The sequence below is a fragment of the Christensenella timonensis genome, assembly GCF_900087015.1.
GTDB lineage: Bacteria > Bacillota > Clostridia > Christensenellales > Christensenellaceae > Christensenella > Christensenella timonensis.
On record NZ_FLKP01000002.1, the window covers coordinates 374,760 to 387,199 of the forward strand.

The window sequence follows — 12,440 nt, forward strand, 5'->3', positions numbered from 1 at the left end:
GATGCAGCCTCTTTTTTATATCCCTATTTTTTCAGATCGTCTGCTCAAATTCTGTGAGCGCCTTATCAAATTCACTCATGCATACGTCGACCGGACCGCCGCTTGCAAGGTCGACATGGGCGATCTTTAGAAGTTCCAAAGGATGGTCGCTGCCGCCTGAAGAGAGGAAGCGGATATAATCCCTGACCGCGTTTTTCTTGCCGGATAAAATATCCGACGCGATCTGCACCGCGCACGAGAATCCTGTCGCATATTTATAAACGTAAAACGCGTTATAAAAATGCGGGATACGCGACCATTCATACGAAATGATGTCGTCGCGTTGCATCTGCGGCCCGTAATAGAGCGCGTTCAGGTCGCCATACATCTGGCACAGCACCTCATGCGTCAGCGCCTGCCCCTGCTCCACGGCGCTGTGCGTCATTTTTTCAAATTCGGCGAACATCGTCTGGCGCACTACCGTGGTGCGGAACTGGTCCAGATAATGGTTGAGCACATATTTACGCGCCTTCTTATCCGTGACCGTATCCAGCAAATGGTGCGTGAGCAATATCTCGTTGACCGTGCTGGCCACCTCTGCAACGAATATCTCGTAACCCGCCTTTGCTTCGCTCTGGTATTTGTTGGAATGGTAGGTGTGCATCGCATGCCCCAATTCGTGTGCGATGGTAAATACGCTGTCAAGGTCGCCGCGGTGGTTTAACAGCACATACGGATGCACGCCGTAAACGCCCCATGAATAGGCGCCGCTCGTTTTGCCCGGCGTTTCGTATACGTCGATCCAGCCTGTGTCCTGCGCCTCCTGCAACAGGCTCGCATAGTCGTCGCCGAGGACGGCCAGCCCCTGTTTCACCATCTCCATGGACTGCTCGTAAGAATATTCGCCGTGCGTTTCTTCCGCGAGCGGCGTATAGATATCGTACATGTAAAGCTCGTCTAATTTGAGCGCTTTTTTGCGTACATCCACGTAGCGGTACATGGTGGGCAGGTTTTTGTGGATCGTTTCGATCAGGTTATCGTAAAGCGACACCGGCACATTATCCGAAAACAACGACTTTTCGAGCGCACTGCCATATTTGCGCGCCCGCGCATAAAAGACGTCCTTTTTGACGCTCGCGGAATAGGCCGCGCTGATCGTGTTGATCATACCCTGATAGGATTTATAGTAAATCTTGTAGGTGTTCTTGCGCACCTCGCGGTCCGGGCTTTGCATCATCACGATATATTTGCCGTGCGAAAGAGCCACCCGTTTGCCGTTTGCGTCCTTCACGCTGCCGAATTTTAAGTCGGCGTTATCGATCATCGTAAAAATATCCTTGGGCGCGCCTGCGATATCCGCGCTCATGGAGAGTAATTTTTCCTCTTTGCCGGAAAGCACGTGCTCTCTGCTGCGGATGAGCTCCCTTAACATAAAATCGTAATCCGCCAGCTTGTCGTTGCCTTTTACATTATTGTCGCACTTCTTGCAATGCCCGCCTTTTTTACACGTTTTGGGATCGCGGCCGTGCTTGCAGTGGTCTTTCGCACTCTCGATGTATCCTTCGAGCACTCCCGGCTTTAGGGCCAGCAAGGTGGGGTTCACAAACGAAAGTGCGCTGCCGAGGCGTACGTTTATGTCCATCGCGCGCGCGGTCATCGCCTGGTAAGTTGTATTGGAGTTGTTTTCGTCGCGGCGCATGCGCGCGTACACGAACAGGTTGCCCGCGATATGCTCCATCTTTTCCATCGCTTTCAAAGCTTTGGCGAGGCTCTTCGCATCCTTAGCCAGCGTCTTTTTGATGTCCGGTATCCCCTTCATCAGCTCTTCAAGGGCCGCATAATCTTCTTCCCACGCCCCGTCCGACGGATAAATATCTTCCAGCACCCATTTATATTGTTTTTCTATTTGGTCTCTTGTCTTTTCACTCATCCTTTTATCTCCTTTTCCTGAGATAATAATAACCTCTTTCCTGCCGCGCGTAACGCGTCAATTCCTCTGTGCGTGCAGCGGCGCGGGGATCCTGCCGCCGCGTTCGATAAACTCCTTGGGGGAATTCGTATGATACGGCATGATGGGCGCACGCCCCAGAAGGCCGCCAAAGCTTACGGATTCGCCCACCTTCTTTTTCGGAACGGGGATCAGGCGCACCGCCGTTGTCTTGGTATTGACCATGCCGATCGCCGCTTCGTCTGCGATGATCGCCGCGATCACATAATCCGGCGTGTCACCGGGAAGCGCGATCATATCCAGCCCCACCGAGCATACGCACGTCATCGCCTCCAGCTTGGAAAGCGTCAGGGCGCCCGTTTCCACCGCGTGGATCATGCCCGCGTCCTCGCTTACGGGTATAAACGCGCCCGAAAGACCGCCCACATGCGAGGAAGCCATGATGCCGCCCTTTTTGACCGCGTCGTTTAAAAGCGCGAGCGCTGCCGTCGTGCCGTGCGCGCCGCAGGTTTCCAGTCCCATTTCCTCCAGGATATACGCGACGCTGTCGCCGATCGCGGGCGTTGGCGCCAGCGATAAATCGACGATGCCAAAGGGAACGCCCAGCCTGCGGCTTGCTTCGCGTGCAACTAGCTGTCCCATACGCGTGATATTGAAGGCCGTGCGCTTGATCGTGTCCGCGATCTCATCAAACGGCTGTCCTTTTTTATTTTCCAGCGCGACTTTCACAACGCCCGGGCCGGATACGCCTACGTTGATCACGCAGTCTCCCTCGCCCGTGCCGTGGAACGCCCCCGCCATGAAGGGATTATCTTCCACCGCATTTGCGAATACGACCAGCTTGGCAGCGCCGATGCCGTCACGATCCGCGGTCAGCTCCGCGCTCTTTTTGATGATGCGCCCCATGTGCGCGACCTCGTCCATATTGATGCCCGCGCGCGTGGTGCCGATATTCACGGAGGAGCACACGAGGTCGGTCTGCGCCAGCGCCTCCGGGATCGTATCGATAAATTCCTTTTCTGCCTGTGTCGCCGCCTTTTGGACAAACGCGGAATATCCGCCGATGAAGTCCACGCCCACCTCTTTTGCGGCCTTGTCCATCGCCTTTGCAAACAGTACATAGTCCCCGCAGCCCTGCGAAATCAGCGATATGGGCGTCACGGATATCCGTTTATTGACGATCGGGATGCCAAACTCACCCTCGATCGCTTCTCCCGTGGGCACCAAATACCTTGCCTGCCGCACAATCTTTTCGTACACGCGCTGCGCGCCTGTTTTTGCGTCGCCGCCCACACAATCCAAAAGCGAGATACCCATCGTGATGGTGCGGATATCGAGGTTTTGTTTGGAGATCATATCTATCGTTTTTAGTATATCTTTTTGATTTATCATATTGCGCCCGCCCCTTATATCCTGTGCATACTGTTGAATATCTCTTCGCGCATCAGGCGGACTTCCAGCCCGATCTCCTCTCCCGCAGCTTCAAGCATCGTTTTGAGCTGCTCAAAAGATGCATTCAATGCGGAAAGGTCAATCAGCATCGTCATGGCAAAGTACTCGTCGCGCAGCACTGTCTGCGTGATGTCGAGGATATTCGCATTCACTTCGTATAGGGTATTCGATACTTTGGCAATGATGCCCGGCTTATCGTGTCCGAGGACGCTTACGATCGCTCTCATGTTCGTTTCATTCTCCTTTTATCGTTTCAAGCATGATCCCGCTCTTTGCGCGGGTACTTTTTTTCATATTCATATTTGGCGTTCTTGTAGGTATGGTAAGTGAACGCATACCAAAACGGGAAGATCAGCGTGACGATCACGATGGCCGCAAGAGCGAGCAGGATGACGAATATCATCAGCGGGTTTTGCAGCGCGAGCATCGGATCCACAAGGTAGAGCTCATACAGTTCTTTGAAGGGCAGCTGCGACAGCCAGTTGACGACCACGCCGCCCAGCGCTACGATGGCCGCAGCCGTTAAAATACGTGTGAAATTTCCCCAGAAATTTCCCAGGAACGCGTAGCGGTAAGACGTGAACACCGCGCCAAAGCCCGCCTTGCCCTGGATCGCCACCGTGTAGGGCACGAACACGATACCAAACAAGATGAACAGCGCGGCAACCGCCAGCAATACCACTGCCACGATCTCGCCTGCCGAAAGTGTGTTTTGGAGGACGCCGTCTACAAACGCGCCTGTCCCGACCACGCAGCCGATGAGCACAACGACAGGGACAAGCAGCGCAATGATCGCAAAATACGACCGGAGCATACTGCCGTAGCGCTTCTTTGCGTGCGCCGCCGCATCCTGAAAGGTGATTTCCCTGTTATGGTAATCGCTGTCGATCACATATACCACGTTGGAAACCATGAGCGGCGACAAAAAGAGAGCGATGCACAGTACGATCCCCAGGATAGAGAGCACGGAGCTCAAACTGCTGCCGCCTGTCTGTGAAAGCGTCAGCAAAAGCGAGCGCGCCACAGAAACCGTGCCCGGCATCGTGAAAAACATCAGCGGGACGAGCAGTACAAGCTGGAACAACAACAGCGGCACAAACAGCTTCCCAAAATTTTTCCTGTAGGCATACGCGGATTTCCGGAACATCTCGCGAAACCCCATCGGTAATTGATTCATTTCTGACCCCTCAACGCGGCCCGCCTTACGGGGCATCCGGCGTAAACCACTTGCTCCCCATGGCCTGGTATTTGTAATTTTTGATCGCGTCGACCGCCTCCCCGGGCGTTTTGACGACCTCGTAGACACTGAGCGCCTCTTCCTTGGCAAACCTCTGCGCTACGCTTTTTTCAAACATGGCGATCATCTCGTCGTAAAAACCGTTGGTATTTAAAATGACAATCGCTTTTTCATGCCGTTTCAGCTGCTTTAAGGTAATGACCTCGCACAGCTCCTCAAATGTACCGAAGCCGCCCGCCGTCACAATGAACGCATCGGCCATTTCTTCCATCACGAACTTGCGCTCGCGCATGGACGGGGAAACGATGAGCTCGTCGCAATCCTCAAACGGGATACCCGGCAGGTTCATGAACTCCGGAAGCACGCCCGTGATCCGTCCGCCGGCGGATTTTACGCCGCGTGCCGCATGCCCCATCATACCCATATCCCCTGCGCCGAAAACCATCTCCCATCCATTTTCGGCAATCAGCTTTCCCACCAGAAAAGCGTCGTCAAAATAGCTTTGATCCAGCACCGAGGAAGAGGATCCGAATACGCATATCTTTTTCATTGTTACACCCTTTCCTTTCGCATTAAACCCTTTTGAAAATCGTCTTTTGGTAGCGCTTCAGCAAGAAGAAAAGCGGCATACCTATCGCGTAACAGGCGACCGCCTGCCCTGCACCTACGCTGAGAACGTTGACCCAGTAGGGAAACGGGGTCTGCCCCTGCGCCACCAGCACCCACGCTACCAAAAACGCGTTGGCGACCACACTCGGCAGCGGCAGCAGCCATTTGCTTTTGTTGCGGATCAGCCAAGTGACCGTCGCGGCGAGAAGGGTCGCCAAGCTGCCGACCACGATATCCATGATCCCCAAGCCCACCGTATAAAGGTTTGCGAGCATACAGCCGATAAACAGCCCGGGCACCGCCGCAGGCGTGAAAAACGGCAGCACACACAGCGCCTCTGAAATACGCACCTGCACGCTCCCGTAACTAAGCGGCGCCAAAAGCAGCGTCAGCGCCGCATAGATCGCGGCGATCAGGCTTGCCTCGCACAAATAACGTACCTTTGATGTCCCTTGCATAGTTCCCCTCAACATTAAAATTAAATACAGTATAGTATAGCACATTTCCCGCGCGAATAAAACCGCCATGCAGCTTGAACTTGTGCGCCCGGATAGTATATGATAAGGATAGAATTTTGAATTTTGGGAAGCGAGGCACACTATGTTTGATTATCACGTCCATTCCACCGTGTCGTTCGACGGGCACGACAGTATGCTCAAATGTGCGCAGGCAGCGCGCGATAAAGGGTTTCAGGAAATATGCTTTACCGAGCACCATGAGCTCGGTTATCCATATGAGGAATCCAAGCCGTATTTTGATTTTGACCTTTATTTCAGCGAGCTCAAAAAGGCGCGTGCCGCTGTGCCCGAAATAAAAATACGCGCAGGTGTGGAAGCGGCGCTCATCCCCGGCTGGCTTACACGCATCGCGGACGACCTTTCCGGGCGCGGGTTTGATTTTGTGATCGCTTCGCAGCACACGGCGCTCGGTCAGGATCCTTTTTTCGGCGACCTGTTTCCCGGACGTACGCTGCGGCAGGCGCAGGAGGCATACTTAAGCGAAACGCTCTATGATTTAAAGGAATTCAAGGGAGATTATTGCGTGATCGCGCATTTGGGGTATATCGACAAATACCTGGACAAGTGTGACCTTGCTCCCGGCGACGCGCCCTTCCAGTACAAAGACTTCCCCGACTTGCTGGACGAAATCCTGCTGACCGCCATCCGCAAGGGGCGGGGCATTGAAGTGAATACGAGCAACTATTACATCCACGGCTACCCGACGCCGCACCCTACCATCATCAAGCGTTTCTTCGAGCTTGGCGGCGAGGTCGTGACCATCGGCAGTGACGCGCACAGCGCGGACGTGATCGGGCATAAATTCAGGGAAGCGCGCGAGCTGCTTTTGAGCAGCGGCGCCAAATACATCTGCACCTTCGAGGAGATGAAGCCCACGTTCGTGCCCCTCGGCTAATTGCCGATCCTTTGTTTTTGCACGTGCGCAGCTATTCGCAGATGTTTTCGGCACGTCACTTTTCGTTTATATATCATACGTAGTTCATAAAATGATGCTATCATCATGATGGTAAGCGGGCATATTCCTTGAGCGGCGCCCCTTACCGGCAGAATAGAAGGAGGGAAATACGATGCCATTTTTCCTATGGTTTGACTGGACATGGCTGATCCTCATCCCCGCGTTCATCATTACGATCTGGGCGCAGGCAAAGGTCAGCTCCGCATATAAAAAATATTCGGAGATCCCCGCGCAAAGCGGCGTTACAGGCAGGGAATTTGCCCAGACGATGCTCCGGCAAAACAACATCGACGGTGTGCGCGTGCAGGCGGTAGAGGGACAGATGACCGACCACTTCGACCCGCGCAACAATACGGTGAGCCTTTCAGAAGGCGTATACGCCAAACACAGCGTCGCCGCCGTATCCATTGCGGCGCACGAATGTGGCCACGTGCTGCAGAGATTCAAAAAATATGGCCCCATGCGCGTGCGTAACGCGATCGTACCCGTGGTCAACATCGCGACCAGCTTGGCTTTTCCGCTGATCCTGATCGGCCTGCTGTTCCGTGAGAACATGGGCGTGCTGGTGGACATCGGCGCGTGGGTATATTTTGCGGTCGTGATCTTCCAGCTGGTCACGCTGCCCGTGGAGTTCAATGCCTCCAAGCGGGCCATGGCAAATATCCAGGCCTCCGGCGTACTTACCTTGCAGGAACAGGGCGAAGCCAAAAGAATGCTCAATGCAGCGGCCATGACCTATGTCGCGGCCATGCTGGCCTCCTTCCTTTCCTTCCTGCGGTTGTTTTTGCTTTCCCGCAGGAGGTAACCAAAAAGGAACGCGCCCTACAGGCAATATTTGACGATCAGCACCGTCCCCACCGCCCACAGCATACAAAAAAGCGGGATCACGATGCAAAAACCCAAATGCTTCGTTTTGTGCCGCAATGTTAGCATACCGGCCAAAAAGCCAAATGCCCCGCCAAAGGCAGACAATAAAAACAGCGTTTGCTCGGAGATTCGGCGTTTAGACCTCCTCGCGGCACGTTTATCTATAAGGCATACCAGAAAGGCAATGACATTGATTGCCAGTAAATAACACAAATAATATCCCATGATGCATTATTATAGCATGGCAAGGAGGTTTTTCGCCATGGATTTCATATCACAACCCCTGCCGCTTACGGGGGCGTACAATGTACGCGATTTAGGCGGTTACCCTGTGCAAGAGGGAAAAACGACAAAGTACAAATCGTTTTTGCGTGCCGACAGCCTTGCAAACCTGACCGGCGACGACCGGAAATATTTGTACGATTACGGCGTGCGGCTGGTGATTGACCTGCGCGCGGAGGCAGAAACACAGCGCAATCCGGACGCGGTCGACCGCCAGGTCATGGAATATATGAATTTTCCGTTGCTGGACAACATCCAGTCCTCCTTTTTGCAGGGCAAGATGCCCAGCGATATGTCGGAAATGTATATCCGCCTTGTCGAGGACAGCAAAACGACCCTGGCGGCGATCTTTCGCAAGCTGGCGGGAGCGGAGGGTTGCGCCCTTTACCACTGTACCGCAGGAAAAGACCGTACCGGCATCGTCACCATGCTCTTATTGAAGCTGGCCGGCGTGGACGACAAATCGATCATCGACGATTACAGCGTTACGGAAAAATACATGCAGCCCGTCTTTTTGGAGCAGCAGAAAATGATACAGTCCGCCGGGATCGAGGTTCCGGATTTTGTTTTCCAGTCCAAGTCATCCTTTATGCAGAAACTGATGCAGTACATGTACCGGCATTACGAGACTGCGGAGGACTATTTGCTGCAGGCAGGGCTCAGCGCGCACACAGTCGAGCAATTAAAAGGAAAGCTGGTATAAGAGGAGAAAGCATGGGTGAATTATCGAAGCTGCCGAATATCGGCGCGGTGTTGAAGCAGCAACTAAACGATGTGGGCATCCAGACAGCGGAAGACCTGCTGAAGATCGGCAGCCGGGATGCATGGCTCAGGATTCAGGCGATGGATCCGTCAGCTTGTTATAACCGTTTATGCGGCCTTGAGGGCGCGATCCACGGCATACGCTGGCACGACCTGCCCGATCAGGTCAAGGCAGAGCTCAAAGAATTTTATTTGGCGCATAAGTTGGCGCGGCAATAAAAAACCCGCTCATAGAGCGGGTTTGGCGGAGAAGGAGGGATTTGAACCCTCGCGCCGGTTACCCCAGCCTACTCCCTTAGCAGGGGAGCCCCTTCAGCCGTACTTGGGTACTTCTCCAACTGAATTTTTTGATGATTTATATAAAGCGGTTTCTCCGCAATTTTTTAAAATTGGCGGAGAGGATGGGATTCGAACCCATGTGGGCTTGCACCCTAACGGTTTTCAAGACCGCCCCGTTATGACCGCTTCGGTACCTCTCCAAAAGAAATATTCCGCAGCTTTGTGAACATCTCCCATTCAAATACGCTTTAATAGTATAGCAATAACTTAATATATTTGTCAAGAAAAATCCTTTCTGTAAAGCCTTTTTTTCTATAATGAAAAGCCGCACCGTCCTTTGCCTTGAAAAACTCAGGAAAACATAGTATGCTGTGGATACAAGATTGCAAACAAGGTGGTAGGATGATGAAAAAAGTATTGATTGTAGTGATGTGTGTGGTGCTTGCATGTGCATTTACGGGTTGCGCGGGCGTCCCTGTCAAACAGTATGTAGCCCTGCAGGAAGAATATGAATCTTTGCAGATGGACTATGATTCGGTCGTGGCGGAACGCGACGCACTGCAAGAAGAGCTTGATGCTGTTACGGCTCTACCTTCGCCCGATACGGAACCGGACACCCCTGTTTCCCCTGCCGGGAGTTCCACAGAAGCAAATCAGGTATTGATGGATCAGGACGGCATCAAGATCACTTATACCGGCGTCAATTACGACGGATGGTCAGGCCCTGAAATCAAACTGTCTATCGAGAATAGTTCCGCCCAGGATGTTACCATCCAGGTGCGGGATATGTCCGTAAACGGGATCATGCTCTCCGGTATTATGTCCGCAGACGTAACAGCGGGCAAAAAAGCGGTAGACGCTATCACGATCGCTTCCTGGGATATGGAAGAAAAAGGGATTACGACTTTGGAAACTGCGGAATTCGCTTTTAACGTTTTTTCCACCGAGACGTGGGACGATATTTTTGTCTCCGATAAAATTTCCCTTTCCTTCTAAACGGCAAAAAAAGCAGATGCCTTTGAGCATCTGCTTTTTTATTTCCTATTATCTATTCCTGTTCCTGCGGCGCGTCCTTTTCCCCTGCCTCACAGCCGCAGCCTTCCGGATCAGCGTCGTCATATTCGTTCTCCACGAACTTGGCGACGCATACGACCTTTGTTTCATCATCCACGCGCATCAATCGCACCCCCTGTGTGGAACGGCCGATCAGCGATATCTCGTCCACGCTCATGCGGATGACCACGCCCGCGTCGTTGATCAGCATGATCTCCTCGCTGCCGTCCACGATTTTAAGGCCGCACATCTTCCCGGTCTTTTCCGTGATGTTCATGGTCTTAAGCCCGATGCCGCCGCGTGTCTGCAAACGGTATTCGCTCGCTTGCGTACGTTTCCCGTATCCATTTTCCGTGATAACCAATATCTGCTGGTCTTTTTCCACGATACAGGCATCCACGACTTCATCGCCTTCCCGCAGCTTGATCGCGCGGACGCCCGTGGAGACTCGGCCCATCGGACGCACGTTTTCTTCGTTAAAGATAATGGACATCCCATCGCGCGTACCAACCACGATATTTTTCGAGCCATCCGTTTCCATAACGGAGATCAATTCATCGTCGTCGCGCAAATTGACGGCTTTTAAACCATTCTGGCGGATATTGGAATACTCGCTGAACGGTGTCTTCTTGATCACGCCGCCCTTGGTGACGATCACAAGGTTGGAATCCTTCTCGATTTCCGACTCGATGGGGAACACAGCCGAAATCTTTTCATCCGGGTCGAGGTTTAACATATTGACGATCGCCGTTCCTTTGGCCGTCCTGCCTGCCTCAGGGATCTGGTAGCACTTCTTCATATAAACCTTGCCCTTATTCGTAAAGAACAAAAGCTGGTTGTGCGTGCAGGTGACAAAGACCTGTTCCGCGAAATCCTCTTCCCGCGTGGACATGGCCGTGATGCCCCGTCCCCCACGTTTTTGCGCACGGTAGGTCTCCAGGCTGATACGCTTGATATACCCGTAATGCGTAAGAGTCACCACCATATCCTCGCGTGCGATCAGCTCATCAAGGTCGATGTCGTCTTCGTCGAACGTGATCTCCGTCCGGCGTGCATCCGCATATTTTTCCCGGATCTCCGCCAAATCTTCCTTGATGATGTCAAGAACCATCTGCGGCGTGGAAAGGATCGCGTTGAAATGCTCGATCTTGGACAGGATGTCCTTATATTCCGCTTCGATCTTGTCGCGCTCTAAACCTGTCAAACGCTGCAGGCGCATATCGAGGATCGCCTGGGCCTGTACCTCCGAAAGACCGAAGCGCTCGGACAGTGCCGCACGCGCTGTCGCTGCGTCCGGCGATTTTTTGATCAGGTTTACGATCTCGTCGATATTATCGAGGGCGATGATCAGCCCTTCCAGGATATGCGCGCGTTTCTGCGCTTTTTCCAATTCAAATTTTGTACGGCGTACAATGACCTCTTTTTGGTGCTCCAAATAATGCTCCAGCACTGCCTTGAGGCTCAAAACCCTTGGCTCGCCATCCACCAGCGCCAGCATGATCACGCCGAACGTATCCTGCATCTGCGTGTGCTTATACAGATGGTTCAAAACCACATTTGCGTTCGCGTTGCGCTTTAATTCGATCACGATACGCATGCCCGATTTATCAGATTCGTCACGCAGGTCGGAAATGCCTTCCAGCCGTTTATCGTGTACCAATTCAGCGATTTTTTCGACCAGCGTCGCCTTATTGACCTGGTAAGGGATTTCTGTTACAACGATCCGCTCACGGTCTTCGTTGTATTTCTCGATCTCCGCTTTCGCACGCACGCGGATCCTGCCGCGGCCCGTTTTATATGCCTCGCGGATGCCCGACACGCCCATGATGATACCACCTGTCGGAAAATCCGGCCCGGGGATGATATCGATCAACTCCTCGATCGTGATATCCGGATTATCGATGAGGGCAATGGTCGCGTTGATCGTTTCCGCCAGGTTGTGCGGCGGGATATTCGTTGCCATACCGACCGCGATACCGCCCGTTCCGTTTACAAGCAGGTTTGGAAAGCGCGCCGGCAGCACGGACGGCTGCTCCAGCGTTTCGTCAAAGTTCGGATAGAAGTCGACCGTGTCCTTGTCGATGTCGCGCATCAGCTCCATCGTGATTTTGGACATACGCGCTTCCGTATAACGCATGGCGGCGGCGCCGTCGCCGTCCACAGAGCCAAAGTTCCCGTGGCCGTCGACGAGCTGGTGGCGGATGGAGAAATCCTGCGCCATCCTGACCATTGCGTCGTATACCGCCGTATCGCCGTGCGGATGGTACTTACCGAGTACGTCGCCTACGAGGCGCGCGCTTTTGCGGTACGGTTTGTCCGGATACATGTTGAGCTCGCCCATCGAATACAATATCCGGCGGTGTACCGGCTTTAAGCCGTCGCGTACATCCGGCAGCGCGCGGTTGATGATGACCGCCATCGCATAGGCGATGAACGACTTCTGCATCTCCTTATTAATGTCAATCGGTACAATATTTTTTGTTATTTCCAAAACATGAA

General features: G+C 53.1%; 13 protein-coding genes and 2 tRNA genes. 5 read left to right on the forward strand and 10 right to left on the reverse strand.

From position 1 onward, the window contains the following. Window positions 1–31: 31 nt before the first annotated feature. Genes pepF through BN6471_RS03270 form a run of 6 tightly spaced genes read right to left on the reverse strand, consistent with a single transcriptional unit; the run spans window position 32 to window position 5,683 of the window. Window positions 32–1,909 (reverse strand): oligoendopeptidase F, encoded by a 1,878-nt coding sequence (gene pepF / locus BN6471_RS03245; protein WP_066645487.1) that lies wholly within the window; start codon window positions 1,907–1,909, stop codon window positions 32–34. Window positions 1,910–1,966: 57 nt separating this feature from the next. Next, a complete protein-coding gene (locus BN6471_RS03250) occupies window positions 1,967–3,319 on the reverse strand; it encodes a PFL family protein (protein ID WP_066645489.1) in 1,353 nt (450 codons plus the stop codon). Window positions 3,320–3,333: 14 nt separating this feature from the next. Beyond that, window positions 3,334–3,606, reverse strand: coding sequence for an ACT domain-containing protein (locus BN6471_RS03255; protein ID WP_066645491.1), 273 nt, complete (start codon window positions 3,604–3,606; stop codon window positions 3,334–3,336). 26 nt (window positions 3,607–3,632) lie between these two features. Then, on the reverse strand, window positions 3,633–4,556 hold the full coding sequence (locus BN6471_RS03260; RefSeq protein WP_147553973.1) for a DUF7847 domain-containing protein: 924 nt from the start codon (window positions 4,554–4,556) through the stop codon (window positions 3,633–3,635). 25 nt (window positions 4,557–4,581) lie between these two features. Next, window positions 4,582–5,166 carry an LOG family protein gene (locus tag BN6471_RS03265; protein ID WP_066645494.1) on the reverse strand — a complete coding sequence of 195 codons (585 nt, stop codon included), beginning with the start codon at window positions 5,164–5,166 and terminating at the stop codon, window positions 4,582–4,584. A gap of 22 nt (window positions 5,167–5,188) precedes the next feature. Then, window positions 5,189–5,683 carry a QueT transporter family protein gene (locus tag BN6471_RS03270; RefSeq protein WP_162270172.1) on the reverse strand — a complete coding sequence of 165 codons (495 nt, stop codon included), beginning with the start codon at window positions 5,681–5,683 and terminating at the stop codon, window positions 5,189–5,191. Window positions 5,684–5,825: 142 nt separating this feature from the next. Between BN6471_RS03270 and BN6471_RS03275 the strand changes: the two genes are divergently transcribed. Together BN6471_RS03275 and BN6471_RS03280 are read left to right on the forward strand one after the other, a co-directional pair. Continuing rightward, window positions 5,826–6,638 (forward strand): histidinol-phosphatase HisJ family protein, encoded by an 813-nt coding sequence (locus BN6471_RS03275; protein WP_066645496.1) that lies wholly within the window; start codon window positions 5,826–5,828, stop codon window positions 6,636–6,638. A 172-nt stretch (window positions 6,639–6,810) separates the two neighbouring features. Continuing rightward, window positions 6,811–7,503 carry a zinc metallopeptidase gene (locus BN6471_RS03280; RefSeq protein WP_066645498.1) on the forward strand — a complete coding sequence of 231 codons (693 nt, stop codon included), beginning with the start codon at window positions 6,811–6,813 and terminating at the stop codon, window positions 7,501–7,503. A gap of 17 nt (window positions 7,504–7,520) precedes the next feature. On the opposite strand, the gene BN6471_RS03285 is transcribed toward BN6471_RS03280, so the two are convergent. Beyond that, window positions 7,521–7,790: a DUF1294 domain-containing protein gene (locus BN6471_RS03285; RefSeq protein WP_066645499.1), complete on the reverse strand. Its 270-nt coding sequence runs from the start codon at window positions 7,788–7,790 to the stop codon at window positions 7,521–7,523. A gap of 37 nt (window positions 7,791–7,827) precedes the next feature. Between BN6471_RS03285 and BN6471_RS03290 the strand changes: the two genes are divergently transcribed. Then, complete coding sequence (locus BN6471_RS03290) at window positions 7,828–8,550, forward strand: tyrosine-protein phosphatase (protein ID WP_162270173.1); 723 nt, start codon at window positions 7,828–7,830, stop codon at window positions 8,548–8,550. Between the two features lie 11 nt (window positions 8,551–8,561). After that, on the forward strand, window positions 8,562–8,828 hold the full coding sequence (locus BN6471_RS03295; protein ID WP_066645500.1) for a TfoX/Sxy family protein: 267 nt from the start codon (window positions 8,562–8,564) through the stop codon (window positions 8,826–8,828). Between the two features lie 23 nt (window positions 8,829–8,851). On the opposite strand, the gene BN6471_RS03300 is transcribed toward BN6471_RS03295, so the two are convergent. Further along, window positions 8,852–8,945, reverse strand: a tRNA-Ser gene (locus BN6471_RS03300). Between the two features lie 54 nt (window positions 8,946–8,999). Beyond that, window positions 9,000–9,088, reverse strand: a tRNA-Ser gene (locus tag BN6471_RS03305). Between the two features lie 205 nt (window positions 9,089–9,293). Here BN6471_RS03305 and BN6471_RS03310 point away from each other — a divergent pair. Next, window positions 9,294–9,884 carry a hypothetical protein gene (locus tag BN6471_RS03310; protein WP_066645501.1) on the forward strand — a complete coding sequence of 197 codons (591 nt, stop codon included), beginning with the start codon at window positions 9,294–9,296 and terminating at the stop codon, window positions 9,882–9,884. A gap of 52 nt (window positions 9,885–9,936) precedes the next feature. Here BN6471_RS03310 and gyrA read toward each other — a convergent pair whose 3' ends face one another. Next, window positions 9,937–12,432, reverse strand: a complete 2,496-nt coding sequence (gyrA, locus tag BN6471_RS03315; protein WP_278287562.1) for a DNA gyrase subunit A — start codon at window positions 12,430–12,432, stop codon at window positions 9,937–9,939. Window positions 12,433–12,440 lie beyond the last annotated feature (8 nt).

What these genes read in the sequence shown, in the direction of transcription:
- pepF (WP_066645487.1), bottom strand. Translation starts at nt 1,909, where the DNA reads ATGAGTGAAAAGACAAGAGACCAAATAGAAAAACAATATAAATGGGTG.
- BN6471_RS03250 (WP_066645489.1), bottom strand. Translation starts at nt 3,319, where the DNA reads ATGATAAATCAAAAAGATATACTAAAAACGATAGATATGATCTCCAAA.
- BN6471_RS03255 (WP_066645491.1), bottom strand. Translation starts at nt 3,606, where the DNA reads ATGAGAGCGATCGTAAGCGTCCTCGGACACGATAAGCCGGGCATCATT.
- BN6471_RS03260 (WP_147553973.1), bottom strand. Translation starts at nt 4,556, where the DNA reads ATGAATCAATTACCGATGGGGTTTCGCGAGATGTTCCGGAAATCCGCG.
- BN6471_RS03265 (WP_066645494.1), bottom strand. Translation starts at nt 5,166, where the DNA reads ATGAAAAAGATATGCGTATTCGGATCCTCTTCCTCGGTGCTGGATCAA.
- BN6471_RS03270 (WP_162270172.1), bottom strand. Translation starts at nt 5,683, where the DNA reads ATGCAAGGGACATCAAAGGTACGTTATTTGTGCGAGGCAAGCCTGATC.
- BN6471_RS03275 (WP_066645496.1), top strand. Translation starts at nt 5,826, where the DNA reads ATGTTTGATTATCACGTCCATTCCACCGTGTCGTTCGACGGGCACGAC.
- BN6471_RS03280 (WP_066645498.1), top strand. Translation starts at nt 6,811, where the DNA reads ATGCCATTTTTCCTATGGTTTGACTGGACATGGCTGATCCTCATCCCC.
- BN6471_RS03285 (WP_066645499.1), bottom strand. Translation starts at nt 7,790, where the DNA reads ATGGGATATTATTTGTGTTATTTACTGGCAATCAATGTCATTGCCTTT.
- BN6471_RS03290 (WP_162270173.1), top strand. Translation starts at nt 7,828, where the DNA reads ATGGATTTCATATCACAACCCCTGCCGCTTACGGGGGCGTACAATGTA.
- BN6471_RS03295 (WP_066645500.1), top strand. Translation starts at nt 8,562, where the DNA reads ATGGGTGAATTATCGAAGCTGCCGAATATCGGCGCGGTGTTGAAGCAG.
- BN6471_RS03310 (WP_066645501.1), top strand. Translation starts at nt 9,294, where the DNA reads ATGAAAAAAGTATTGATTGTAGTGATGTGTGTGGTGCTTGCATGTGCA.